This is a genomic window from Streptomyces sp. Root1304 (genome assembly GCF_001426405.1).
Taxonomy (GTDB): Bacteria; Actinomycetota; Actinomycetes; order Streptomycetales; family Streptomycetaceae; genus Streptomyces.
In genome coordinates this window covers 261,943-286,553 of the sequence record NZ_LMEP01000023.1, presented here as the reverse complement: position 1 = coordinate 286,553, position 24,611 = coordinate 261,943, and the positions used below count along the sequence as shown (strand labels likewise).

Sequence of the window (24,611 nt, the reverse complement as noted above, 5' to 3'; positions counted from 1 at the left end):
CACGGTGGTGCGAGGACACGCGCCGCCCTCGGGCCCGCCCGGTCGGAGCCGCCCTCGAAGACGGGATGGGTACCCCCCATGAAGAAGTTCCGGTCCGCGTCCGCCCTCCTCGCCGTGACCACCGGCTGTGCCCTGCTGCTGACCGCATGCGGGCAGAACGCCGAGGGCGGCAGCCAGGAGGCGAAGGACAAGGAGGACCTCACCATCGGCATCGCGATGCCCACCAAGTCCTCCGAGAGGTGGATCGCCGACGGCAAGAACATGACGGAGAGCCTGAAGAAGGCCGGATTCGCCACGACCCTGCAGTACGGCGAGGACGATCCCGACCAGCAGGTCGCCCAGATCGAGAACATGATCACCCAGGGCGTCGACGCCCTCGTCGTGGCCGCCATCAACGGCGAGGCCCTCTCCAACGTCCTCCAGCAGGCGGCCGACGCCCACATCCCGGTGATCTCCTACGACCGGCTCATCCTCGGCTCCCCGCACATCGACTACTACGCCTCCTTCGACAACGAGAAGGTCGGCGAGCTCCAGGCCACGTACATCGTCGAGAAGCTGGGACTGAAGGCCGGGGCGAAGAAGGGCCCGTTCAACATCGAGCTGTTCGCCGGCTCCAACGACGACAACAACACCAAGTACTTCTTCAACGGCGCCATGAAGGTGCTGAAGCCCTACCTCGACAAGAAGCAGCTGGTCGTGCGCTCCCAGCAGACCCGGCTCAACCAGGTCACCACGCTGCGGTGGGACGGCGGTACGGCCCAGAAGCGCATGGACGACCTGCTGACCTCCGCGTACGCCTCCGCCCGGGTCGACGCCGTCCTCTCCCCCTACGACGGCATCTCCATCGGCATCCTGTCCGCCCTGAAGTCCGACGACTACGGGAGCGCCGCCAAGCCGCTGCCGGTCGTCACCGGCCAGGACGCGGAGGTCGCCTCCGTGAAGTCGATCATCGCGGGCGAACAGACCCAGACCGTCTACAAGGACACCCGCGCGCTCGCGCAGGTCGCCGCCGACATGGTGACCGCCGTCCTCCACGGCAAGAAGCCGGAGGTCAACGACGACTCCACGTACGACAACGGCAAGAAGGTGGTTCCGGCCTTCCTGCTCGACCCGGTCAGCGTCGACAGGACGAACTACCGGAAGGTCCTGGTGGACTCCGGCTACATCGACGCCGGCGCCCTGCGGTGACCCCCGCCCCCACCCCCGGCCTCGTCCCGGCCCCCGCTCCGCCCCAGGCCGGCCCCGTCCTCGCGATGCGGTCCATCGTCAAGACCTTCCCCGGCGTCAGGGCGCTCTCCGACGTGACCCTGTCCGTGGCGCGCGGCGAGGTGCACGCCCTGTGCGGGGAGAACGGCGCCGGGAAGTCGACCCTCATGAAGGTCCTCTCGGGCGTCCATCCGCACGGCACCTACGAGGGCGAGATCCTCTTCGACGGCGAGCCCTGCCGCTTCAAGGACATCCGGGCCAGCGAGCAGCGCGGCATCGTCATCATCCACCAGGAGCTCGCCCTCGTCCCCTACCTGTCGATCGCCGAGAACATCTTCCTCGGCAACGAACCGTCCCGGCGCGGAATCATCGACTGGCGCGAGACGCTGCGCCGCGCGTCGGAACTGCTCGCACGGGTCGGCCTCGACGAACACCCCGAGACCCGGGTCGCGGACATCGGCGTCGGCAAGCAGCAGCTCGTGGAGATCGCGAAGGCGCTGGCGAAGGACGTCCGTCTGCTGATCCTCGACGAGCCCACGGCGGCGCTCAACGACGAGGACAGCGCGAAGCTGCTGCGCCTCGTGCGGGAGCTCAAGAGCCAGGGCATCACCTCGATCATCATCTCGCACAAGCTGAACGAGATCGCCGCCATCGCCGACTCCGTCACGATCCTGCGCGACGGGCGCTCCGTCGAGACCCTCGACGTCAGGGACCCGGCCACCACGGAGGAGCGCATCATCCGGGGCATGGTGGGGCGGGATCTCGACAGCCGCTTCCCCGCACGCACGCCGTACGAGGGTCCGGCCGGATCCGCACCCGTCCTGGAGATCCGGGACTGGACCGTGCGCCACCCGCTCGACCGCGCGCGCAGGGTGGTCGACGGGGTCTCGCTCCAGGTCGGCCGCGGCGAGATCGTCGGGGTCGCGGGTCTCATGGGGGCCGGCCGGACCGAGCTCGCCATGAGCGTCTTCGGCCGGTCGTACGGCCGCTACGAGCGGGGCACGGTGCTCAGGGACGGCCGCACGGTACGGACGCGCACCGTCCCCGAGGCGGTGGCCCACGGCATCGCGTACGTCACCGAGGACCGCAAGCACTACGGTCTCGACCTCGGGGACTCCGTGAGCCGGAACATCTCGCTCGCGTCCCTCGGCTCCCTCGCCCGCCGCGGGATCGTCGACGGGCACGAGGAGCGCAAGGTCGCCGAACGGTTCCGGCGGACCATGAACATCAAGGCGCCGAACGTCCTCGAACCGGTCGGCCGTCTCTCCGGCGGCAACCAGCAGAAGGTCGTCCTCAGCAAGTGGATCCTCGCGGAACCCGACGTCCTCATCCTCGACGAGCCCACCCGCGGGGTCGACGTGGGAGCCAAGTACGAGATCTACACGGTGATCGACCGGCTCGCCGCCGAGGGCAAGGCCATCCTCTTCATCTCCTCCGAGCTGCCCGAACTGCTCGGCATGTGCGACCGCGTCTACACCATGGCCGCCGGACGGCTGACCGGTGAGGTCGGCCGCGCGGACGCCACCCAGGAAGTCCTGATGCGGCACATGACGCAGGACTCCCCCGCACCGACGGCGTTCCCCACCGGCGCCGCCTCCAACGAAGGACAGGCATGAGCACCGATGTCAGCACGGACACGACCACCCCCGCGCCCCCGGGCGGCGGATCCCCGTCCACCGGGACACCGGTGGCCCGGGTGCTCCTGGACGGCGTCCGGCGGAACATGCGTCAGTACGGGATGCTCTTCGCGCTCGGCCTGATCGTGCTCCTCTTCCAGATCTGGACGGGCGGCGATCTGCTGCTGCCGCGGAACGTCTCCAACCTGGTGCTGCAGAACAGCTACATCCTCATCCTGGCCATCGGCATGATGATCGTCATCATCTCCGGGCACATCGACCTGTCGGTGGGCTCCCTGATGGCACTGGTCGGCGGCCTCGGAGCCGTACTCATGGTCGAGCACCAGGTCTCCTGGCCCGTGGCGGTGCTCCTCGCCCTCCTGCTCGGAGCCGTCGCCGGCGCGCTCCAGGGGTTCTTCATCGCGTACGTCGGCATACCGTCGTTCATCGTGACGCTCGCCGGCATGCTGCTGTTCCGCGGGCTCACGGAGATCTTCCTCAAGGGGCAGACCATCGGCCCGTTCCCGGACGGACTTCAGAAGGTCGCCAACGGCTTCCTGCCCGAGGTGGGGCCGCGGACGAACTACCACAACCTGACACTGCTGCTCGGCCTGGGCCTGGTCGCCCACGTGGTCTTCCAGGAGGTGCGGGACCGGCGCCGGCAGCGGGAATTCACCCTGGAGACGCTCCCCGCGGGCCTGTTCGCGCTCAAGGTGACGGCGCTCGTCGCCGCTGTCCTGGTCACCACGATGCTGCTCGCCAGCTACAAGGGCGCCCCGGTGGTCCTCCTGGTCCTGGCCGCTCTGCTCGTGGCCTTCGGATACGTGATGCGCAACGCGGTGATCGGCCGCCACGTGTACGCGATCGGGGGCAACCTGCCGGCGGCGAAGCTCTCCGGCGTCAAGGACAAGAAGGTGACCTTCGCCGTCTTCCTGAACATGGGAATGCTCGCGGCGCTCGCCGGACTCGTCTTCGCCGCCCGCTTCAACGCGGCCTCACCGAAGGCCGGCGTGAACTTCGAACTCGAGGCCATCGCCGCCGCGTTCATCGGCGGGGCGTCGATGAGCGGGGGCGTGGGGACCGTTCTGGGAGCCATCATCGGCGGCCTGGTCCTCGGCGTGCTCAACAACGGCATGAACCTCGTCGGGGTCGGCACCGACTGGCAGCAGGTCATCAAGGGGCTCGTGCTCCTCGCCGCGGTCGGCTTCGACGTGTGGAACAAGCGCAGGGCGGGCGCCTGACACCGCTCCGGACACGGCTGTGCCCGCCGGTACCTCCCCACCGGCGGGCACAGCCGTGTCGTCGTGTCCGTGTCCACGTGTCCGTAGGGGGTCAGGCGTGGGTACGGAACCGCAGGACCGTCCTCGACCGGTACGCGTCACCGGGGAACAGCACCGGGGACGGGTCGGCGGGGCGGTTCGGGGAGTCGGGGAAGTGCTGGGTCTCCAGGGCGATGCCCGCGCCCGCGCGGTACGGCGTCCCGCTCTTGCCGAGGACGGATCCGTCGAACTGCCCCGCGCTGTAGACCTGGAGGCCGGGCTCCGTGGTCAGCACCTCCATGCTGCGGCCGGTGGCGGGCGCGTACAGGACAGCGGCCCGGCGCGGTGTGCCGTCGCGGTGCGCGCTCAGGACGAAGTTGTGGTCGTAGCCGCCGTCCACGCCGGGGCGGGAGAGGGCCTCGGCGAGCCTGTACGGCCTGCGGAGGTCGAAGGCGGTGCCGGAGACGGGGCGGTGGTCGCCGGACGGGATGAGATCCGCGTCGACCGGTGTGTAGTGGGAGGCGCCGACGGTCAGTTCGTGGCCGAGGATGTCGCCGGCCCCCTCGCCCTCCAGGTTGAAGTAGGCGTGGTTGGTCAGGTTGACCGGGGTGGGGGCGTCGGTGACCGCCGCGTACGAGAAGGCGAGTTCGTCGTCTCGGCCGACGAGACAGCTGACGGTGACGTCCAGGTTTCCCGGGAAGCCCTGGTCGCCGTCGGGGCTGCGCAGGTGCAGGAGCACGCCGGTCCACTCGGGCGTGTGCACGCTCTCGGCTTTCCAGAGCCGGGTGTCGAAGCCGTCGGTCCCGCCGTGCAGGCAGTGTCCGTCCTCCTGTGTGGTCAGCTGGTACGCATCCGGGCCGAGCGAGAACCGGCCGCGGGCGATGCGGTTGGCGTACCGGCCGACAGTGGAACCGAAGTACCGGGCGGTGGTGGCCGTCAGCGCCGGGTCCCGGGGAGCGAGGACGACGTCGGCCGGGGTGCCGTGCCGGTCCGGCACCCACAGTGCGTGGAGGCGGGCGCCGCGGGTGTGCACCTCCGCCGTCGGTCCGCCGGGGAAGCCGAAGATCCAGCGTTCCCCCGCGTCCGGGCAGGGGTGACGGGCCGGCGGTCCTCCGGTGAAGGCGGACGGTGACGGGTTCATGGGAGTTCCTTGTCCGGAGCGGGGTGTCGCCCGGAACGGGGGCAGGGAGCCCCTGCCCCCGTTCCGGGCGCGGTCGTGGCTTGTTCGTGGGCGTTCAGCGACCGGTTCGCCGTGAGGTCATTGCGCCGGGCGGGCGCCGCCGAAGAGCCGCTGGAGGAGGATGAAGACGAACAGCAGGCCGCCGATGACGATGCGCGTCCACCAGGAGCTGAGCGTGCCCTGGAAGCTGATGACGGTCTGGATCAGGCCGAGGACCGTCACGCCCAGCGCGGTTCCGAGGACGAAGCCGGAGCCGCCGGTCAGCAGCGTCCCGCCGATCACGGCGGCCGCGATGGCGTCGAGTTCCATGCCGACGGCGTGCAGGGCGTAGCCGGACAGCATGTAGAACGTCAGCAGCAGGCCGCCGAGGGCGGAACAGAGACCGCTCACGGCGTACACCGCGACCTTGGTGCGTCCCACGGGCAGGCCCATGAGGCGGGCCGAGGACTCGCTGCCGCCGAGGGCGTAGACCGTACGGCCGAAGCGGGTGTGGTGCAGGACGACGAAGGCGAGCGCGAGGACGACCAGGGCGATGACGACGGCGGGCGAGACGAACAGGCCGCCGGGCAGGAGCACCCGGGTCTGGGCGATCCGCGTGGCCGTCGGGTCCGTGAGGGAGATGGACTCGGTGCTGATCATGTAGCAGAGGCCGCGGGCGAGGAACATGCCCGCGAGGGTGACGATGAAGGGCTGGATCTCGAAGGCGTGGATCACCCAGCCCATCAGGGCGCCGCCGCCGGCGCCCACGAGCAGCACCACGGGCACCGAGAGGGCGAGCGGCAGGCCGTTCTGTTCGACGAGCCAGGCCGTCAGCATGGTGGAGAGGGCCACCATCGAGCCGACGGACAGGTCTATCCCGCCGGTGAGGACGACGAAGGTCATGCCGACGGCCACGACGAGCAGGAAGCCGTTGTCGATGAGGACGTTGAGGAGCACCTGCGCGGAGAAGAAGCCCTCGTAGTTCAGGGAGCCGACCGTGAACATCGCGACGAGCAGCGTGGCCGTCACCATGAGCGGCAGCCGGGTGGCATGCCGTACGGAGAACCGGTGGAGGGGCTTGGCGAGGGAGCTGAGGGTGGTGCTCACGGGTGGACCTCCTGGCGGCGGGCCTGTACGTCCCCGGCGGCGGGGGCCGGATCCGGGGCGGCGGGCCCGCGGCCACGGCCGGGGCTGCCGCGGCGGGAGAGCCGGGCGCGGAACGCGGGCGACTGGACGAGACACACGACGATGACGACCAGTGCCTTGAAGACGAGGGTGGTCTCCGGCGGGACGCCGAGCGTGTAGATCGTGGTCGAGAGGGTCTGGATGACGAGTGCGCCCAGGACCGTACCGCCGAGGGAGAAGCGGCCGCCGGTGAGGGCGGTGCCGCCGATGACCACGGCGAGGATGGCGTCCAGTTCGATCCAGAGGCCCGCGTTGTTGCCGTCGGCGCTGGACACGTTGGAGCTGATCATCAGGCCGGCCACGGCAGCGCACACGGCGCTGACGACGTAGACGGTGACGAGCAGTCCGGCCGCCCGGATGCCGACGAGGCGGCTGGCCACCGGGTTGCCGCCGACCGATTCGATGAGCAGGCCGAGCGCGGTGCGCCGGGTGACGAGGGAGGTCACGGCGACGAGGGCGGCGGCGATCAGCACGGCGAAGGGGAGGGTGAGCCAGTAGCCGCCGCCGATCATCTTGTAGGCGGCGCTGGAGACGCTGATGATCTGGCCGTCGGTGATGAGCTGGGCCACGCCGCGCCCGGCGACCATGAGGACCAGTGTGGCGACGATGGGCTGGACGCCGAGCCGGGCGACGAGGAAGCCGTTGAGGAGTCCGATCGCGGCGGCCACGCCGAGCGCGGTCGCGATGGCCGTGAGAACGGTGGCCGGGCTCCCGGGGTCCTGTGCCGTGGCGATGTGCTCGCACGCCAGGGCGCCGGCGATGGCGACCGTGGAGCCGACCGAGAGGTCGATGCCCCGGGTCGCGATGACCAGCGTCATGCCGAGGGACACGAGGATCAGCGGGGCGCCGAACTGGAGGATGTCGACGAGGCTGCCGTACAGGTGCCCGTTCTGGACGCGGACGGCGAGGAAGTCGTGGGTGAGCGCGACGTTTCCGAGGAGCAGGGCGGCGAGGACGGCGGCGGGCCAGAACAGGGGGTGTCCGGCGAGCCGCCGGGGGCCGGGCACCCGGGGCGGGCGCGCCCCGGCACCGGTGTCGTCAGGTGGTGTCATGAGGTGGCTCCGGTGGCGATGGCGCCCAGGATCCGGTCGGGCGTCAGGGTCGTGTCGTTGGGGAGGGTGGCGACGAGGCGGCGGTCGCGCAGGACGCCGACCCGGTGGCTCAGCCGCAGGACTTCGTCGAGTTCGGCGGAGATGTAGAGGACCGCCGTGCCCTCGGCGGCGAGGCGGGTCACCAGTCGCTGGATCTCCGTCTTCGCGCCGATGTCGATGCCCCGGGTGGGTTCGTCGAGGATCAGCAGGTCCGGGTCGGTGAGCAGCCACCGGGCGAGGAGCACCTTCTGCTGGTTGCCGCCGCTGAGGTTGCGCACCTGCGCCTCGGGGGCGGCCGGGCGGATGTCGAGGACCTCGATCCAGCGGGCCGCGATCTCGTCCTGCCGGGCGCGGGAGAGGGGTCTCGTCCAGCCGCGTGCGGCTTGCAGGGCGAGCACGATGTTCTCGCGGACGGTGAGTTCGCCGATCAGCCCCTCCGCCTTGCGGTTCTCCGAGCAGAAGGCGATCTTGTGGGCGATCGCCGTGCGCGGCGAGCGCAGGACGGTGTGCTCGCCGTCGATCCGCAGTTCGCCCTCGTCGGCGTGGTCGGCGCCGAAGAGCAGCCGGACCGCTTCCGTACGTCCGGATCCGAGGAGCCCGGCGAGGCCGATGACCTCCCCGCGGTGGATGTCGAGGTCGTACGGCTCGACGGAACCGGTCCTGCCGAGTCCGCGGGCGCTCAGGAAGGGGACGTCCGCGGGGTGGTCGGTGGCGGTGCCTGACTGCGAGGTCTCGGCGAGTGCGTCGAGGCTGCGCAGTTCGCCGCCGACCATGCGGTGGACGAGGGTGACGGGCGTCAGCTCGTCGATCCTGTACTCGCCTTCGAGGCGGCCGTTGCGCAGCACGGTCACCCGGTCGCACAGGTCGAAGACCTGGTCGAGGAAGTGGGTCACGAAGAGGATCGCGACGCCCCGGTCGCGGAGCCGGCGTACCAGGGTGAAGAGCTGGGCGACCTCGTCCCGGTCGAGGCTCGAGGTGGGCTCGTCGAGGACGAGGACCTTCGCCCGGACGTCCACGGCACGGACGATCGCGACGAGCTGCTGGACGGCGATGGAGTGCGCGCTCAGCGGTGCGCGGACGTCGAGGTCGAGTTCCAGCTCGGTGATGAGCCGTTCCGCGCGCCGGTGGAGGGCCGACCAGTGGACGAGTCCCAGGCGCCGGGGTTCACGGCCGATGAGGATGTTCTCGGCGACGGAGAGGTTGGGGCAGAGGTTCACCTCCTGGTAGACCGTGCTGATCCCGGCGTGCTGGGCCTCCAGGGGTTCGGAGAACCGCCGGTCGGCTCCGTCGACGGTGACCGTTCCCGCGTCGGGCGGATGGACCCCGGTGAGCACTTTGATGAGGGTGGACTTGCCGGCGCCGTTCTCGCCCATCAACGCGTGGACCTCGCCGGGGAAGAGGCGCAGGTCCACGCCGTCGAGGGCGAGGACTCCCGGGAAGGCCCTGCGGATGCCACGGGCCTCCAGGACGGGCCGGTCGGTGCGGGTGGGTGTGCGGGGGGTGGGTGGGGCTGCCATCCGCCCTCCTCTCCTGAGGGGGCCGGGGGCGGTGCGAGGGCCGCCCCCGGTGCGTGCGGGCGGTGGGTCAGTACTGGCGGCCGGGCAGGGCGGCCGCGGCCCGGTCCTGCGTGAAGACGCCTTCCTCGGTCTCGACCCGGCGGGGGACGTCCTCGCCGGCCGCGACCTTCTTCGCGAGGTCCATCAGCTGGTCGCCGAGGAGCGGGTTGCACTCGACGACCACGTTGATCTTCTTGTCCTTCATGGCGACGAAGGCGTCCTTGATGCCGTCGATGGAGATCACCTTGATGTCGGTGCCCGGCTTCTTGCCCGCCTCCTCGATGGCCTGGATGGCGCCCAGGGCCATGTCGTCGTTGTGGGCGTAGAGCACGTCGATGTCCTCGTGGGCCTTGAGGAAGGCCTGCATGACCTCCTTGCCCTTGGCGCGGGTGAAGTCGCCGGTCTGGGAGGCGACGACCTCGAACTTGGGGTCGCCCTTGATCGCCTCGGCGAAGCCCGCCTTGCGGTCGTTGGCGGGGGCGGAGCCGGTGGTGCCCTGGAGCTCGACGATGTTGACCGGCTCGGAGGTTCCCTCGTACTCCTTCACGAGCCACTTGCCGGCCTCCTGCCCCTCCTTGACGAAGTCGGAGCCGAGGAAGGTCCGGTAGAGGGAGGTGTCCTGGGAGTCGACCGCCCGGTCGGTGAGGATCACGGGGATGCCGGCGTTCTTGGCCTCCTTCAGGACGGTGTCCCAGCCGGATTCCACGACGGGCGAGAAGGCGATGACGTCCACCTTCTGCTGGATGAAGGTGCGGATCGCCTTGATCTGGTTCTCCTGCTTCTGCTGCGCGTCGGAGAACTTCAGCGTGATGCCCGCCTTCTCGGCCGCGTCGCGCACGGACTTGGTGTTGGCGGTGCGCCAGCCGCTCTCCGCTCCCACCTGTGCGAACCCGAGCACGAGCTTGCCGTCGGAGGAACCCTTGCCGCCGGTCGTGGTGGCGGTCGACGCGGGCTCGGTGGTGCAGGCGGTCAGCACACTGCCGGCCAGGGCGGCGGCGAGGATGCGGAGGGTTCTGTGGGCCATGTCGTGGTTCCTCTCGGGGACGTGCGTCGTACCAGGCGGAGCCCTGAAGGTGACGGGCCCGGCGAAGGGATGGCCGCGCAGCGGTGGTTGAGCCGGGTGGAGACAGACGAGGCGTCGGCCCCGACGACCGGTCAGCTGGCGGACGCGACACATTGTGAGCGCTAACAGAGTCGTAACTCAAGGGCTCGTACGGCTGTTACTTGTTCTTGACACGTCAATCCTGGTCAGCCAGGAGTACGATCCCTGGGAATTGTGAGCGTTAACACTGTTGGCCGGAGTGGCATCACGGACGAAGACCCCGCAGAGCGAGGACCATTGACACTCCCCGCGCCCGCTCCGCACTCCCGCCGCCGCCCGAAGGACGGACGGCGGGAGTGCGACGACAGAACCTAGCGGCGGACCCTCGGCATGCCCAGGCCGATCCAGGAGATGATCTCGCGCTGGATCTCGTTGTTGCCGCCGCCGAAGGTGAAGATGACGGCCGAGCGGTAGCCGCGTTCGAGTTCGCCGTGGAGGACCGCGCCCGCCGAGCCCTCCTTGAGCGCGCCCGCGGCGGCCACCACCTCCATCAGGGCCGCGTACGCGTCGCGGCGGGCCTCGGAGCCGTAGACCTTGACGGCCGAGGCGTCCTGGGGGGTGAGGGTGCCGTTCTGGACGGCGTTCACCATCTGCCAGTTGAGGAGCTTCATCGCGTCGAGCCGGACGTGGGTGCGGGCCAGGGTGCGGCGGACCCAGGGGAGGTCGATCACGCGTCGGCCGTCGGCGAGCGGGGTCGCGGCGGCCCACCGCTGCACGTCGTGGAACGCGCGGATCGCCATCGTGCCGTGCGCCGCGAGGGTGACGCGCTCGTGGTTGAGCTGGTTGGTGATGAGCCGCCAGCCCTTGTTCTCCTCGCCCACCCGGTGGGACTCGGGGACCCGGACGTCGTCGTAGTAGCTCGCGGTGGTGTCGTGCGAGGCGAGCGTGTTGATGATGGTGCAGGAGTACCCGGGGTCGCTCGTGGGGACCAGGAGCATGGTGATTCCCTTGTGGGGTGCCGCGTCGGGGTCCGTACGGACGGCGAGCCAGACCCAGTCGGCGGTGTCGCCGTTCGTCGTCCAGATCTTCTGGCCGTTGACGACGTACGTGTCCCCGTGCCGCACCGCGCGGGTCTTCAGGGCGGCCAGGTCGGTGCCCGCGTCGGGCTCGCTGTACCCGATCGCGAAGTCGATCTCGCCGGAGAGGATGCGCGGCAGGAAGAACGACTTCTGCTCGTCGGTGCCGAACCGCATGATCGTCGGGCCGACCGTGTTCAGCGCCATGAGGGGCAGCGGTACGCCGGCCTGCGCCGCCTCGTCGAAGAAGATGAACTGCTCCATCGGGGTCAGCCCGCGCCCCCCGTACTCCGTGGGCCAGCCCACCCCCAGCCAGCCGTCCGAACCGAGCCGTCGCACGGTCTCGCGGTAGAAGCGCTTCTGCGCGGCCGGGTCCGCGTACCGGCTGTGGACGTCGTCCGGGACCAGCTCGGCGAAGTACGCCCGCAGCTCGGCGCGCAGGCTGTTCTGGGCGGGCGTGTACTCGAGGTGCATGGGGGCCTCCCGTGGCGGCGGTCCTACGGCGTCCTCGGTGCGGTGCGACGCGCGACGGCGGCCACGGTAGAACGTGTTCCACAAATGCGGAAGCCTCGGGGCAGGGCGGGACGGCGGATGCCGCCGCGGGGACGTGCCCGCGGGAGACCGCGGCGGGGACGTGCCGAAGCCCCTCCGGACACGCCGAAGCCCCGGTCCTGGCGTGCCGGACCGGGGCCCACGGCGCACCCGCCGGGCCGGCAGGCAGCGCCGAGCCGGTCCCGGCCCGTCCCGGGCAGGCGGGACGGGCAGGACCGGCGGGACGGGCCTAGGTCGTGTCCGGAAAGTAGCGCCGTCTGCCCGCAGGGCAGGGCCCGCGGCGTCTGGTGCGTGCGATCGCAAGGCGCCGGAAGGCCCTCGTAGCGGNCTAGGTCGTGTCCGGAAAGTAGCGCCGTCTGCCCGCAGGGCAGGGCCCGCGGCGTCTGGTGCGTGCGATCGCAAGGCGCCGGAAGGCCCTCGTAGCGGAGCTACTAGGGCCTTCCGGCAACGCGGCGAGCGTGCGTGCCAGGCGTCGCGGGCCAGACGGGACTTTCCGGACACGACCTAAGGCAGCAGCTCGTCCATGGAGGCGCGACCCTTCTCGGCCATACGGCGTTCCGCCCAGGCCAGATTCTTCGGATTCACGTCACGGCCGGAGGCGAGGACCAGGTCCTCCGCCGTGAACTCGCCCTCCGATCCGGCGTGCAGCAGCCGGTCGGGCGTCGGGAAGTCCCCCGGGGACGTCTTGTCGGGCTCAGCGTTCATGCCGCCTCCTACGTGTTCTTCCGGCACTCGCCATTCTCGTGTCCGGTCCCCGGCACCGCATCCGGTGGCGTGCCGGGGCCCTCGGACGGCGGGTACGGGCCCCCGGCCGCCGCCACGTCACGGAGGAGCGTCGCGGCGGACCTGAGGGTGAGCGCCGCCCCCTCGGCGTACCGGTGCGTGTACTCCCGCGGGGAGAGGGCCGCGCGCAGGCTCCGCTCGGCCCGGCCCCGGATCAGGGCCTCCGTCTGCGGGGCGAAGGGGCGGAACCCGCCGCCGGTGTCGTCCCCGGCGTGGGTGTCGTACGCCCCGAGGAGCCCGGCGCCCGTACCGGCGTCGCCCGGCCGGCCGTGCCCGCCGAGGGCCCACGCGGCCGTCGCGAACTGGACGACGACGAGGTGCGGGGCGACCAGGTGGGCGAGGGTCTCCACGTCGTCGACGGCCCGCCCGAGCCGCGCCACGGCCCGGTCGTACGCGCCGTCCAGACAGTCCAGCCAGGCCCACGCCCCGCCGACGAGACCCCAGAACAGTGCGGGAGTGACGTCCCCGAACTCACCCTCCAGGAGAGTGAGTTGCTTCCTCGCGAGGTCGGTCCGACCGGTGTGGCCGTAGTGCTGGGCGAGCAGCAGCCGGGCGGAGCCCGCCGACTCGGCGCCCCACTGCCCCGCTGCGTCGGCCGCCTCGACGAGGAGCCGTTCGGCGGCCTCGTCGCCGTCCGGGCGGAGCCGGAGCCGTACGGCGGCCAGGCGCGCCGTGAAGACGGGGACCTGGGAGCGCGCGCCGACCCGGGCGGCGGCGTCCGCGGCCCGCTCGAAGTCGGCGGCGGCCTCGGCGAGCCGGCCCGCGCGCTCGTAGGCCTCGCCCCGGGCGGCCAGGGCTTCGGCGATCCCCCACGAGTCGCCCGCGGCCTCGAAGAGGGCGAGCGCCTCGGCGGCGTCGGGGCCCCGACCGGCGAGTTTGGCCCGCATGAGGAGGGCGAAGGCCAGGTCCCAGCCGGGGGCGTGGTCGCGGCAGGCCCGGACGATCGCCGTGAGGGCCGCGTCGAGGGTGTCGAGTTCCCCCGTCATGAGGCGGGCGAAGTGCCACATGCTGCCCGGCTGGCGGCAGGTCTGCGGAAGTCCCGGACGGTACGCCGAGACGAGCGCGGCGAGCCGGGCGCGGGTCTCCGGGCGTTCGAGCGCGGTGGCACCGTCGCCGCCCTCGGTGGCGAGCGCGAACATGCGTCCGCCGCGGCGCGCCTCCCGGAGCCGTTCGCCGGTCCACGGCAGGGGCACGTCCGTGCACCGCCCGTCCAGGGGCCCGGCGGGACGGACGGGCTCCGCGAACGGGTCGGGGCCCAGCCGGCCCGCCTCGACCGCCCAGGTCCGGGCGTCGACCTGGTGGTTGCGCAGCTGCCAGAACCAGCTGAGCGAGTGGACGAGGCAGAGCACCTCCTGCTCGTCGCGGAGGGCGACGGCCGTCCGCAGGGCGCCGCGCAGATTGCCGTGCTCGCGCTCGAAGCGGGCGAGGGCGGCGATCTGTCCCCGGCCCCGCATCTCCGGCTCGGTCCGGCGCGCCAGCTCCCGGTAGTACGTGAGATGGCGCCGCTCCACCGCCGCGCGCTCCCCGGACTCCGCCAGCCGCTCCGCCGCGTACTCCGCGACGGTCTCCAGGAGACGGAAACGCGTGTCGCCCCCGTCCCGGCCGGGATCGGCCACCACCAACGACTTGTCGACAAGGGCACCGAGGAGGTCCAGCACGTCCAGCTCGCTCAGGACGTCCGGCGCCTCCGCGGACTCCAGGGGCCCGGGGAGGCACGCCCCGTCGACCGCACCCTCCGGTTCTGCCTCTCGCGCACCCCCCGCGCCCTCGCCCGCGCAGACGGCCTCCGCCCCCGCCAGGTCCGTACCCCCCGTGAACACCGCGAGCCGTCGCAGCACCGCCCGTTCCGACGCGTCAAGCAGCTCCCACGACCAGTCCACCACCGCCCGCAGGGTCTGCTGGCGCGGCAGCACGGTCCGCGCCCCCGTCGTCAGCAGCCGGAACCGGTCGTCGAGCCGGTCCGCGATCTGCCGCACCGACAGCACCCGCAGCCGCGCCGCAGCCAGCTCGATCGCCAGGGGCAAACCGTCCAGGCGGCGGCACACCTCCTCGGCCGCGCCCTCGTCCTCGCCCATGGCGAAGCCCGGCCGTGCCGCCGCACCCCGCTCCCCCAGCAGGCGCAAGGCCATCTCCATGGGCAAGGGGCCCAGGGGCCGCACCACCTCCCCCGGCACCCCCAGCGCCTCCCGGCTCGTCGCGAGCACGGTCACGCCCGGGCAGCGCGTCAGCAGCGCCTGGACGAGGGAGGCGGCCGCGTCGACCACGTGCTCGCAGTTGTCGAGGACGAGCAGCAGGCGCCGCCCCGCGCAGTGCTCCACCAGTTCGGCGAACGGGTCCCCGGATGCGCTGTCGGGGACGGGCGGGCTGCGCCAGAGCCGGGTGCCGCGCCCGCCGAGGGCGGTGAGGACGGCGGCGGCGACGGTGGACTCCTCGCGCACGGAGGCGAGTTCGGCGAGATGGACCCGCCCCTCGTACGTCTCCGCCGCCTCCAGGGCCAGCCGTGTCTTGCCCACGCCGCCGGGCCCGGTGAGGGTGACGAGCCGCCGCTCGCCCCACCCGGCGGCGAGCGCGTCCAGTTCGCCGCCGCGCCCGATGAACGAGGTCAGCCGGGCGGGGAGGACACCGGCCGGAGGGTACGAGGAGGGCCCGGACCCCCCGGGGGACGACCCGTCGGGGGCCGCCCCCACGGGAGCCGACCCGTCGGGAACCGGCCCCTCCGGAGCGATCCCCACAGGCGCGGGCCGCGATGTCGGCGCGGGCCGGCCGGCGGGAGCCGCCGCCAGGAGCTCCGCGTGCAGCGCCCGCAGTTCCGGCCCCGGGTCCGTGCCCAGGCGGTCCGCGAGGCTCGCGCGCACCTCCTCGTACGCCGCCAGGGCCTCCGCCGGACGCCCGGACGCCCGCAGCGCGCGGATCCGCAGGGCCTGGAGCGGTTCGTCGAGCGGCTGCCCGGCGGCGAGCGCGGCCAGCGGCGCGAGGACCTCGGTGGCCCGGCCCAGGGCGAGGTCGGCGGCGAGCCGGTCGCGTCGGGCCTGGCGGTGTCGTTGTTCGATCCGTACGACGAGGGGGTCGGTGTCCCTGCCGGGCAGGTCGGCGAGGGCGGGCCCGCGCCACAGGCCCAGGGCCTCGTCGAGGAGGACGGCCGCGCGGTCGGCATGCCCCTCGGCGAGGGCGGCGGCTCCCTCGGTGGCGAGCCGTTCGAACCGGTGGAGGTCGATGTCGTCCGGGCCGGCGGCCAGCCGGTAGCCGCCGGGCACGGAGACGACCGCCTCCCGGCCCACCGCCCGGCGCAGGCGTCCGACGAGCGCCTGGAGGGCTTCCGTACGGTCCTGGCCGGGGGCGTCGGCGGGGTCCGTGTCGGCCCACACCTGGTCGATCAACGCGCGCGTACCGACGGCCCCGCCGCCCGTCGCGGCGAGCGCGGTCAGGAGCGCGCGGAGCCGGGCACCGCCGAGACCCGCCTCCGTACCGTCGTCGGTACGGAAGGCCTGACAGGGACCGAGGACACGGTAGGACGGCTGCACCGGCCCATTCTGCCCCGTCGGCGCCGGGCCCCCGTCGTCGATACGGGCCGCCCCGCGCGTCCCCGGGCCGCGCGTCCCGCCGCGGCGAACCCGCGCCACGCCGTGTCACCGCCATGGCGTCGGAGGGGTACGGGTTCGACAATGGGGAGGATGACCGATGAAGACCGGCGTACGCGCAGTGGCGAGATCGGGCCCGCCGAGTGGCTCGCCATGAACCGGACCGGCAGCTTCGACTGGGATCTCGACACGGGCACCATCGATGTCGACAAGTCGGGGCTGCTGGTCTTCGGGCTGGCCCCGGACGCCTACGACGGCCGTCCGGCGTCGCTCGTCGCACGGCTCTCGCCCGAGGAGCGGGGCCGGCTCGAAGACGTCGTGCGCGAGGCGGTGACCAGCGGTGAGGTCTCGTACACGGCGCACTTCCCGATTCCGCAGAGCGACGGATCACCCCACTGGACGCATGTGCAGGCGCGGATCCTGCGCTCGCCGGACGGGCGGGCCCGGCGGATCGTCGGCGTCGTGCGGGACACCACCGCCGAGGTCACCCGCTTCGCGTTCGTCCAGGAGCTGGAGAAGCGGCGCGAGGTCCAGACGAGCATCGTCGAGCGGACGACGAACGCGCTGTCCCGGGCGGTCACGGTGGACGACGTGACGGCCGCCCTGACGGGCCCCGGCGGGCTCGCCCGGCTCGGCGCGGACGGACTCGCGCTGGGCCTCGTGGAGAACGGTTCCCTCAACATCATCGCGCTGAGCGGCGAATCCCTCGACGTGCTCGACGACCTGCGGATCCGACGGCTGGACCGGGGGCTGCCGCTGGCCGAGGCCGTACTGAGCGGCCGGCCCCGGTTCGTGTCCTCGTTCCCGTCACTGGGGCGGGACTTCCCCGAACTCGCGCCGTACGTGGCCCAGCTGGACTTCCGCGCTGCCTGCTACCTGCCGCTGGTGGCCCAGGCCCGGTCGCTCGGCGGCATGGCCCTGTTCTACCGGGGCCGCACCTCCTTCAACCCCGACGAGCGCAACCTCGCGCTGGGTCTCGCGGCGATCGTCGCCCAGTCGCTCCAGCGGGCGATCCTCTTCGACGAGGAGCGGGAGCTGGCGACCGGCCTCCAGGCGACGATGCTGCCGCGCCGCATCCCGGAGATCACCGGCGGGGAGATCGCGGTCCGCTACCACGCGGCGTGGAGCGGGCGGCAGGTCGGCGGCGACTGGTACGACGTGATCGCGCTCCCCCGCGGCCGGGTCGGGATCGTCGTCGGCGACGTCCAGGGCCACGACACCCACGCCGCCGCCATCATGGGGCAGCTGCGGATCGCCCTGCGCGCGTACGCGGGTGAGGGCCACGCCCCGTCGACGGTCCTGGCGCGCGCCTCCCGCTTCCTCGCCGAACTGGACACCAACCGTTTCGCGACCTGCACGTACGCGCAGGTGGACCTGGCGAGCGGCACCCTGCGCGCGGTACGGGCCGGGCATCTCGGGCCGCTGATCCGGCACACCGACGGCCGGGTCGGGCAGCCCAAGCTGCGGGGCGGGATGCCGCTGGGGCTCGCGACGGTGTTCGGGGACGAGGAGTTCCCGGAGACCCGGCTCGACCTGGTCCCCGGGGAGACCCTCGTGCTGTGCACGGACGGCCTCGTCGAGCAGCCGGGTTCGGACATCGAGTCCGGTCTCGCCGCGCTGTCGGAGGCGATCAGCAGCGGGCCGCCGCAGGCGGAGGCGCTGGCCGACCATCTCTCCGAGCGGCTGTGGGAACGCTGGGGTTCCGGTGACGACGTGGCGCTGCTCGTGCTGCGGCGCAGCCCGGACCCGGGCACGCACCGGGCGCCGCGGATCCACCAGTACATCCACCAGGCCGATCCGCAGGGCCTCTCCGACGCGCGTGCGGCGGTGGGGCAGGCGCTCCGCGACTGGGGCATGCCGGAACTGGCGGACGACGCCGAGCTGCTGACCGGGGAGCTGCTCGTCAACGTGCTGCTGCACACCGAGGGGGGCGCCGTACTGACCCTGGAGGTGCTGCCCGAGCCGGTGCGGCGGGTGCGGCTCTCGGTGCAGGACCGGTCGAGCGCCTGGCCCCGCCGGCGTACCCCTGGCGAGGCGGCGACCTCCGGCCGGGGGCTGTTGCTCCTGGACGCGCTGGCCTCGCGGTGGGGGGTGGAGCCGCGCGGCGAGGGCAAGGCGGTGTGGTGCGAGATCGGTCCGGCGCAGGTGCCGACCGGCGGGCCGGTGAGCGGCGGGTGAGGGCCCGTACGGGCGGTGCCCGACGGGGGTGGTTGCGTGTGGGGGTGGGGGACGTCCGACGTGGCCGGAGAGAGAACGTCCGAGGAGGTACGCCGTGGACCCCGTGGCCGCCCTGAACCGCATCGCGTTCCTGCTCGAACGTGCCCAGGCACCGACGTACCGGGCGCGGGCGTTCCGTACGGCCGCCGGGGCGGTCGCCGACCTGCCGGCGGGCGAGGTCGAGCGGCGCGCGGCGGCCGGCACCCTGGAGGCCGTGAAGGGCCTCGGGCCGAAGACGGCGGCGGTGGTGCGCGAGGCGCTCGACGGGCGGGTCCCGGAGTATCTGGCGGGGCTCGAGGCCGAGCTGGAGGAGTCCCTCGGCACGGGCGGACCCACGAGCGGGGGCGAGGCCCTGCGGGCGGCACTGCGCGGGGACTGCCATCTCCATTCGGACTGGTCGGACGGCGGGGCGTCGATCGAGGACATGGGCCGCGCGGCGGCGGCCGTCGGGCACGCGTGGGCGGTGCTCACCGACCATTCGCCCCGGCTGACCGTGGCACGGGGACTGTCGCCGGAGCGGCTCCGCGAGCAGCTGGACGTGGTGGCGCGGCTGAACGAGGAGTGGGCGCCGTTCCGGCTGCTGACCGGGATCGAGTGCGACGTCCTGGACGACGGCTCGCTCGACCAGGAGGCCGAACTGCTCGACCGTCTCGATCTGGTGGTCGGTTCGGTCCACTCGAAGCTCCGGATGGAGGCGGGCGCGATGACCCGCCGCCTCGAACGGGCGGTACGCAACCCCTTGATGGACGTGCTCGGGCACTGCACGGGACGGCTGGTGGCGGGCGGGAAGCTGCGGCCGGAGTCGGAGTTCGACGCGGAGCGGGTGTTCGCCGCGTGCGCGGAGTCGGGGACGGCCGTCGAGATCAACAGCCGCCCGGAACGGCTCGATCCGCCCCGGCGACTGCTCCGGCTGGCAGTGGCGGCGGGCGCGTACGTCGCGGTGGACACGGACGCACACGCACCCGGACAGCTGGAGTGGCAGATCCTGGGGTGCGCGCGGGCGGAGGAGTGCGGGGTGCCGGAGGAGCGGGTGATCAACACCTGGACGGCGGAGGGGCTGTTGGCGTGGACGCGGACTGGGACGCGGGGGTGAGGGGCACGGCGGATGGACTCGCGCCGGCCGGTGGAGGGCGGAGTCGTGGGGCTCGTGCCCGATGAGGGTGGCGGCCGGCGTCAGGCGCGCTGCCAGACCGTGGTCGCGTTGCAGAACTCGCGGATGCCGTGGCCCGAGAGCTCACGCCCGTACCCCGAACGCTTGATCCCGCCGAACGGGAGCGCGGGGTGCGAGGCGGTCATGCCGTTGACGAAGACGCCGCCGGCCTCCAGGTCGCGGACGAAGAAGGCCACGTCCTCGGCGGAGCGGGTCCACACGTTGGAACTGAGCCCGAACGGCGAGTCGTTGGCGACGACGACGGCCTCCTCGATGTCGCTCACCGGGTAGACGGTGGCGACCGGCCCGAAGGTCTCCTCCTGATGGATCCGCATCCGGGGCGTGATGCCGGTGAGGACGGTGGGCCGGTAGTACCAGCCGTGCCGGAGCTCGGCCTCCTCGGGCCGGTGGCCCCCGCACAGGACGGTGGCACCGAGGCGTACCGCGTCGTCGACGAGCTCCTCCAGGTCGGCCCGGCCCTGTTCGGTGGCGAGGGGGCCGACGTCGGTGGACTCGTCGAGGGGGTCGCCGACGGTGAGGGCGTTCATCGCGGCGGTGAAGCGCTCGGAGAAGTCGTCGTAGACGTCCTGGTGGACGATGAACCGCTTGGCGGCGATGCACGACTGCCCGTTGTTCTGGACGCGGGCGGTGACGGCGGTCTTCACGGCCGCGACGATGTCGGCGGAGGGCATGACGACGAACGGGTCGCTGCCGCCGAGTTCCAGGACGGTCTTCTTGACCTCGTCACCCGCGACGGCGGCGACGGCCCGGCCGGCGGGCTCGCTGCCGGTGAGGGTGGCGGCGACGACCCTGGGGTCGCGCAGCACGCCTTCGACGTCGCGGGAGCCGATCAGCAGGGCCTGGAAGCAGCCCTCGGGGTATCCGGCACGGCGGAAGAGGTCGCCGAGGTAGAGCGCGGTCCTCGGCACGTTGGAGGCGTGCTTGAGGAGGCCGGTGTTGCCGGCCATGAGCGCGGGCGCGGCGAAGCGGATCACCTGCCAGAGCGGGAAGTTCCAGGGCATGACGGCGAGGATCGGGCCGAGGGGCCGGTAGTGGACGCGGGCGATGTCCGCGCCGGAGTCCTGGACGTCGCTCTCGGCGGGGTGCTCGTCGGCGAGCAGCTCCTCGGCGTTACGGGCGTACCAGCGCATGGCCTTGGCGCACTTGGCGGCCTCGGCGCGGGCGGCGACGAGGGGCTTGCCCATTTCGACGGTCATCGTGCGGGCGATGTCCTCGGTGTCCTCGTCGAGGAGCGTGGCGGCGGCGCGCATGAGACGGGCGCGTTCGGCGAAGGAGGTCGTGCGGTACTGGCGGTACGCCTCGTGGGCGGCGGCGATCCGCCGCTCGACCTCCTCGGGCCCATGGGCCTCGTACGTACGCAGCGTCTCGCCGGTCGCGGGGTTCACGGTGGCGATGCCCATGACGTGTCTCCTCCTGCCATCGGCCCCCGAATGCAACTTCGCGCGAAGCGGGACGGGGCGCAACAGGGGCGGGGCGGTGGGGTGACGGGGCGGGGGGCCGACCGTGGCCGGGGGTGCAGCGGCCGGGGGTGCAGCGGCCGGGTGTCACCGTGGGCGGCTGGGACGCGATCGCGCCGACGACCCCCCGCGCGAGCCCTCACCTCCGTACACTCACGACCATGGCATGCCGTATCAGCGAGTTGATCATCGAAGCGGCCGACGCGGAGAAGCTGGCCGTGTTCTGGAGCGAGGTGCTCGGGTACGTCGAGCTCGGCCGGGAGGACGACGGGAGCATCGAGATCGGTCCGCCCGAGGTGGGTTTCGGCGGCCCGCAGCCGACGATCGTCCTCAGCCCGAACAGCGGTCCTCGCACCGGAAAGCTCGGGTTGCACATCGACGTGAACCCCACGGACCGCGATCAGGACGCCGAGTTGGAGCGGCTGCTCGCGCTCGGCGCGAGACCGGCGGACGTGGGCCAGACCGGCACGGAGAACTGGCATGTGCTGGCCGACCCGGAGGGCAATGAGTTCTGCCTCCTGCGTGCCCGGATCGAACCGGCCTGACGACGCCCGCGTTTCGAAGAAGGATCAAGCAGTGGAGTCGGCGAGAGCCGTAGGCTGCACTCGCATGAAGAATCTTGGTCGTCAGATCGCGTACTGGGACGGCGCCGGCGCGACGAAGACGTTCACCCATCCCGTGAACGTCGGTCGGCTGGCGGGGGTGAGGCTGGTCCGCAAGCGATAGCGCTCACAGGCACGCGTCGGAACTCACGCTCGGCGCCACGTCGAACCGACGCGGCACGGAGCCCGCCCGGACGGGCGGCAGCGAGAAGACGTCAGCCTTCACGGGAGCGGTGACAGCTCCCTCACCTCGGCAAACCCATGCGGTCGGAGTGGTGCGAATGCCCCCGCCGTCCGTAATCTCGCTCGACCGGAGTCGGCTCCTCAGGGAGGATCCACCTCGATACCCCCGACCCGCGACACCGAGGAGACCCCCGTGATCAGGCAAGGCGTACAGGTCGCAGGCCGTTGCGAGGTCTGTGGGGGCTCGGCTACGCGCGATGTCGGCCAGTTCTTCGATCGCGGTGTGCTCGGCTGGGGCACCGAAGGGCGATGCGCCGACTGTCCGCACGGGTGGTGCGAGGAGGACAGCGGTCCCGTCACCCCCGAGGACATTCGGCAGGCCCTCCTGCGAGCACACGGGCCCTCGCGGCTCCGTCTGCCCGGCGATCTGCCGAGCCTCGTTCCCGTTCAGCTGGCTCTCCGCAGTGCACGCGGACTCTCCCTGGGCGAAGCGCGGGCGCAGGCGACGGAACTCGCCGCGGCCGGTCTCCTCGGCACGCTCGTCGAAATGGAGGCCCTGGCCTTGCACCTTCGGGAACGCTGCATCGCGGCGATCGTCGAGCCGGCCACGTAACCGCATGAAAGGCGACCCACATGAGCCAGTACTTCGATCTCGGCGACAAGACCCTTTGGAACCCTTCCAACGGGGCCTCCCGCATGTTCCAGCGTCAAGTGGCGCTCTTCGAGGGTGAGTTGGGGATCCCTTCGGGCTTCGGCCCCATGGAGAACGACGAGTGTCAGATCGATCCGGCCGCCTTCGGGACTTTCGTCCATGCGCTGCTCGAAGGGCATCGGAGAACCAGCCATGCCATCCTGCTCGCCCTCTCCGAGGGGTTCATCGCCACCGTGGTGCTGCTCGCGCTGCGCGCCGGGATCCAGGTCGATTGGGCGCGGCTCGGGAATGCTCCGGACTCGCCGCTCACCGATGTGCAGGTTTCCGCCGTCACGGGAATGTCCGCTCCGGCGGAAGGCGACGACTGGAGTGAGGGGCTACGGGAGAGGGCGCGCGAGCTCGGGCGATTCATGCCCTGCTGACGGACCTCCGGGACGTCGGAGCGCACCGAACCGGCCGACTGTTCCCCTGCCGGGGCGTCCCGGCTGCGGTCGGCGGGATGTGAGGCCTCAGAGACGGCGTACGCGCAGCACGCCCGTCAGCATCGGGAGCGTGAACTCTCCCTGGGCCGTGGCTGGTTCGCCTGCGAGGTAGGTCCGGATGCGGTCGAGCGTCGCGTCTCGTTCCGGTTCCGGCATCACCAGCGTTCCCGCCCGCGTCGCGAGCGTCGCGACGAGGGATTCGGCGGTGCGGCGCTGCCCGTGCTCGCACTCGGCCCGCTCCGGTGAGCCGAACCGGGCGGGCCCGCCCGTCCTCGGCAGGTGCATCTCGGCCGTCGCGGCCCGCCAGGCCGCGGGCGTGTCACGCGGGCCGATCACCGCGCCGCCGCTGACCCTCGCGAGTCCGGCGACCCACTCGACCCGGTCGTCCAGGACGTTCCACAGGCCCGCCAGGACACCGCCGGGCGCCAGGACCCTGGCGATCTCGGGTCCGGCGACGGCCATGTCGAACCAGTGCATGGCGTTGCCGGCCAGTACGGCGTCGACGGACGCGTCCGGCAGCGGGATCTCCTCGGCGCTGCCGGCCAGGAACCGGACGGCCGGGAGCCCGTGCCGCAGCTCGGCCAGCATCGCCGGATCGGGCTCGACCGCGACCACCTCGGCACCCGCCGCGACCAGTGCGGCGGTGAGCTTACCGGTACCGGCGCCGAGGTCGAGCACCCGGGGGCCGGGCGCGGGATCGAGCGCCCAACTCACAGCGGCCTGAGCGTAGCCAGGCCGATGCTCGGCGTAGGCGACCGCCTCCGCGCCGAAGGACGAACTGAGACGTCGATGCTCCTCTTGGTCCATGGGGTGACGCTATCCGCGCCGGCGCCGGTCCGCCTCCTCCCTGGTCCGCCTCGGCGCCCTCGTGGAATCCCTTATGCTCGCCGGGCAGTTGGTACGAACAGTCCGTTTGGGTGGGGGCAGAGCCGCATGGCCGACGAGATCACGTACGAGCACAAGACCGTGCGGACAGTGCGTGGCAGCGACGGTCTGGTGATCTCGAAGATGCAGAAGGACGGCTGGGAGCTCGTCGACCGGTCCCAGAGCGCCCTTCGCTCGACGCTCGAATTCCGTCGGCCCAAGAAGCCGCAGCCGTGGCTCCTGATCGGCACGGCGACCGCCGCCCTCGTGGTTCTGGCCGTCGTCATCGGCGTCGCCTCCGCTCTCAGCGGCGGGGACGAGAAGAAGAACGAGTCGGCTGAATCGACAAACGTCACGACGGCGGCCACGACGGCCGCTGCGAGCGAGAAGCCTTCCGCGACGCCGTCTTCGACCGCGACCGCGTCGGCTCCAGCCGAGGTGATCACGCCTCAGAACAACCCGGAGTTCGCGGCGCTGCTGAAGGGGGACAGCTGCGACGACGCGAACCTGGACTTCGCGACCCGGCACGAGGGCCGGACGGTCGCGTTCGACGGATCGATCGTGAACATGGCGCCCCACGGTGCGTACGACACCCGCTACGACTTCCTCCTGGGCCCGGGCGACAAGGGCCCGAACACCACGGTCGGCCCGGCCTTCACTTACGAGGACGTCAACGTCTTCGACCTGAGGCCGACCGGCAAGAAGATCCCCGCCGCCGTCGGCGAGGGCGACACGTTCCGCTTCGTCGCCCGGGTGGGCACTTTCGACGCGGTCAAGTGCCTCTTCTTCCTCGACCCGGTCTCGACGGAGGTCCGGTAGCCGGCCCGGGCAGTCCGTCCTCGCGACTGCTCGTGCCCGGCCGAAATCCGTTTGGCCGGGC

19 protein-coding genes are annotated in these 24,611 nt (G+C 72.1%); 9 read left to right on the top strand and 10 right to left on the bottom strand.

What is annotated here, in order from left to right; all coding sequences use genetic code 11:
* The first annotated feature begins 78 nt into the window (after positions 1-78).
* The 3 genes from chvE to mmsB all read left to right on the top strand — a co-directional run bounded on the left by chvE (position 79) and on the right by mmsB (position 4,063).
* On the top strand, positions 79-1,188 hold the full coding sequence (gene chvE, locus ASD33_RS23495) for a multiple monosaccharide ABC transporter substrate-binding protein (RefSeq protein ID WP_056563926.1): 1,110 nt from the start codon (positions 79-81) through the stop codon (positions 1,186-1,188).
* Positions 1,189-1,253: 65 nt separating this feature from the next.
* Positions 1,254-2,822 (top strand): multiple monosaccharide ABC transporter ATP-binding protein, encoded by a 1,569-nt coding sequence (mmsA, locus tag ASD33_RS23490; RefSeq protein ID WP_056564563.1) that lies wholly within the window; start codon positions 1,254-1,256, stop codon positions 2,820-2,822.
* On the top strand, positions 2,819-4,063 hold the full coding sequence (gene mmsB, locus ASD33_RS23485; protein WP_056563923.1) for a multiple monosaccharide ABC transporter permease: 1,245 nt from the start codon (positions 2,819-2,821) through the stop codon (positions 4,061-4,063). Before mmsA ends, mmsB begins: the two co-directional genes overlap by 4 nt.
* Before the next feature lie 91 nt (positions 4,064-4,154).
* On the opposite strand, the gene ASD33_RS23480 is transcribed toward mmsB, so the two are convergent.
* From ASD33_RS23480 to ASD33_RS23445, 8 genes are all read right to left on the bottom strand, one after another.
* Entirely contained in the window at positions 4,155-5,222 is a 1,068-nt protein-coding gene (locus ASD33_RS23480; RefSeq protein ID WP_079044965.1) for an aldose epimerase family protein, read from the bottom strand.
* Between the two features lie 117 nt (positions 5,223-5,339).
* Positions 5,340-6,347, bottom strand: a complete 1,008-nt coding sequence (gene yjfF, locus ASD33_RS23475; RefSeq protein ID WP_079044964.1) for a galactofuranose ABC transporter, permease protein YjfF — start codon at positions 6,345-6,347, stop codon at positions 5,340-5,342.
* A complete protein-coding gene (locus ASD33_RS23470) occupies positions 6,344-7,477 on the bottom strand; it encodes an ABC transporter permease (RefSeq protein ID WP_056563920.1) in 1,134 nt (377 codons plus the stop codon). Before ASD33_RS23470 ends, yjfF begins: the two co-directional genes overlap by 4 nt.
* Positions 7,474-9,033, bottom strand: a complete 1,560-nt coding sequence (locus ASD33_RS23465) for a sugar ABC transporter ATP-binding protein (protein WP_056563915.1) — start codon at positions 9,031-9,033, stop codon at positions 7,474-7,476. Before ASD33_RS23465 ends, ASD33_RS23470 begins: the two co-directional genes overlap by 4 nt.
* 67 nt (positions 9,034-9,100) lie before the next feature.
* Entirely contained in the window at positions 9,101-10,096 is a 996-nt protein-coding gene (locus ASD33_RS23460) for an ABC transporter substrate-binding protein (protein WP_056563911.1), read from the bottom strand.
* Between the two features lie 389 nt (positions 10,097-10,485).
* Positions 10,486-11,664 (bottom strand): acyl-CoA dehydrogenase family protein, encoded by a 1,179-nt coding sequence (locus ASD33_RS23455; RefSeq protein ID WP_056563907.1) that lies wholly within the window; start codon positions 11,662-11,664, stop codon positions 10,486-10,488.
* Positions 11,665-12,246: 582 nt separating this feature from the next.
* Positions 12,247-12,447 carry a hypothetical protein gene (locus tag ASD33_RS23450; protein ID WP_056563904.1) on the bottom strand — a complete coding sequence of 67 codons (201 nt, stop codon included), beginning with the start codon at positions 12,445-12,447 and terminating at the stop codon, positions 12,247-12,249.
* Positions 12,448-12,455: 8 nt separating this feature from the next.
* Positions 12,456-16,046 (bottom strand): BTAD domain-containing putative transcriptional regulator, encoded by a 3,591-nt coding sequence (locus tag ASD33_RS23445; RefSeq protein WP_079044963.1) that lies wholly within the window; start codon positions 16,044-16,046, stop codon positions 12,456-12,458.
* Positions 16,047-16,196: 150 nt separating this feature from the next.
* Between ASD33_RS23445 and ASD33_RS23440 the strand changes: the two genes are divergently transcribed.
* Both ASD33_RS23440 and ASD33_RS23435 read left to right on the top strand, forming a co-directional pair.
* Positions 16,197-18,281, top strand: coding sequence for a SpoIIE family protein phosphatase (locus ASD33_RS23440; protein ID WP_056563901.1), 2,085 nt, complete (start codon positions 16,197-16,199; stop codon positions 18,279-18,281).
* A gap of 94 nt (positions 18,282-18,375) precedes the next feature.
* Positions 18,376-19,413 carry a PHP domain-containing protein gene (locus ASD33_RS23435; RefSeq protein ID WP_056563898.1) on the top strand — a complete coding sequence of 346 codons (1,038 nt, stop codon included), beginning with the start codon at positions 18,376-18,378 and terminating at the stop codon, positions 19,411-19,413.
* An 80-nt stretch (positions 19,414-19,493) separates the two neighbouring features.
* Here the strand turns inward: ASD33_RS23435 and ASD33_RS23430 are convergent, their stop codons facing one another.
* Positions 19,494-20,891: an NADP-dependent succinic semialdehyde dehydrogenase gene (locus tag ASD33_RS23430; protein ID WP_056563895.1), complete on the bottom strand. Its 1,398-nt coding sequence runs from the start codon at positions 20,889-20,891 to the stop codon at positions 19,494-19,496.
* Between the two features lie 218 nt (positions 20,892-21,109).
* Between ASD33_RS23430 and ASD33_RS23425 the strand changes: the two genes are divergently transcribed.
* The 3 genes from ASD33_RS23425 (at position 21,110) to ASD33_RS23415 (ending at position 22,807) form a co-directional block, all read left to right on the top strand.
* A complete protein-coding gene (locus tag ASD33_RS23425; RefSeq protein WP_056564553.1) occupies positions 21,110-21,493 on the top strand; it encodes a VOC family protein in 384 nt (127 codons plus the stop codon).
* Positions 21,494-21,926: 433 nt separating this feature from the next.
* On the top strand, positions 21,927-22,346 hold the full coding sequence (locus ASD33_RS35150) for a hypothetical protein (protein WP_242427234.1): 420 nt from the start codon (positions 21,927-21,929) through the stop codon (positions 22,344-22,346).
* Positions 22,347-22,366: 20 nt separating this feature from the next.
* Positions 22,367-22,807 (top strand): DUF6086 family protein, encoded by a 441-nt coding sequence (locus ASD33_RS23415; RefSeq protein ID WP_056563892.1) that lies wholly within the window; start codon positions 22,367-22,369, stop codon positions 22,805-22,807.
* A gap of 87 nt (positions 22,808-22,894) precedes the next feature.
* On the opposite strand, the gene ASD33_RS23410 is transcribed toward ASD33_RS23415, so the two are convergent.
* On the bottom strand, positions 22,895-23,674 hold the full coding sequence (locus ASD33_RS23410; RefSeq protein WP_056563888.1) for a class I SAM-dependent methyltransferase: 780 nt from the start codon (positions 23,672-23,674) through the stop codon (positions 22,895-22,897).
* Positions 23,675-23,800: 126 nt separating this feature from the next.
* On the opposite strand from ASD33_RS23410, the gene ASD33_RS23405 reads away from it, so the two are divergent.
* Positions 23,801-24,550, top strand: coding sequence for a DUF4839 domain-containing protein (locus tag ASD33_RS23405; protein ID WP_056563885.1), 750 nt, complete (start codon positions 23,801-23,803; stop codon positions 24,548-24,550).
* Positions 24,551-24,611: the final 61 nt, after the last annotated feature.

Excerpts from the sequence above, each read along its gene's own strand:
- chvE (WP_056563926.1), top strand. The coding sequence starts at position 79 with ATGAAGAAGTTCCGGTCCGCGTCCGCCCTCCTCGCCGTGACCACCGGC.
- mmsA (WP_056564563.1), top strand. The coding sequence starts at position 1,254 with ATGCGGTCCATCGTCAAGACCTTCCCCGGCGTCAGGGCGCTCTCCGAC.
- mmsB (WP_056563923.1), top strand. The coding sequence starts at position 2,819 with ATGAGCACCGATGTCAGCACGGACACGACCACCCCCGCGCCCCCGGGC.
- ASD33_RS23480 (WP_079044965.1), bottom strand. The coding sequence starts at position 5,222 with ATGAACCCGTCACCGTCCGCCTTCACCGGAGGACCGCCGGCCCGTCAC.
- ASD33_RS23470 (WP_056563920.1), bottom strand. The coding sequence starts at position 7,477 with ATGACACCACCTGACGACACCGGTGCCGGGGCGCGCCCGCCCCGGGTG.
- ASD33_RS23465 (WP_056563915.1), bottom strand. The coding sequence starts at position 9,033 with ATGGCAGCCCCACCCACCCCCCGCACACCCACCCGCACCGACCGGCCC.
- ASD33_RS23460 (WP_056563911.1), bottom strand. The coding sequence starts at position 10,096 with ATGGCCCACAGAACCCTCCGCATCCTCGCCGCCGCCCTGGCCGGCAGT.
- ASD33_RS23455 (WP_056563907.1), bottom strand. The coding sequence starts at position 11,664 with ATGCACCTCGAGTACACGCCCGCCCAGAACAGCCTGCGCGCCGAGCTG.
- ASD33_RS23450 (WP_056563904.1), bottom strand. The coding sequence starts at position 12,447 with ATGAACGCTGAGCCCGACAAGACGTCCCCGGGGGACTTCCCGACGCCC.
- ASD33_RS23440 (WP_056563901.1), top strand. The coding sequence starts at position 16,197 with ATGACCGATGAAGACCGGCGTACGCGCAGTGGCGAGATCGGGCCCGCC.
- ASD33_RS23430 (WP_056563895.1), bottom strand. The coding sequence starts at position 20,891 with ATGGGCATCGCCACCGTGAACCCCGCGACCGGCGAGACGCTGCGTACG.
- ASD33_RS23425 (WP_056564553.1), top strand. The coding sequence starts at position 21,110 with ATGGCATGCCGTATCAGCGAGTTGATCATCGAAGCGGCCGACGCGGAG.
- ASD33_RS23415 (WP_056563892.1), top strand. The coding sequence starts at position 22,367 with ATGAGCCAGTACTTCGATCTCGGCGACAAGACCCTTTGGAACCCTTCC.
- ASD33_RS23410 (WP_056563888.1), bottom strand. The coding sequence starts at position 23,674 with ATGGACCAAGAGGAGCATCGACGTCTCAGTTCGTCCTTCGGCGCGGAG.
- ASD33_RS23405 (WP_056563885.1), top strand. The coding sequence starts at position 23,801 with ATGGCCGACGAGATCACGTACGAGCACAAGACCGTGCGGACAGTGCGT.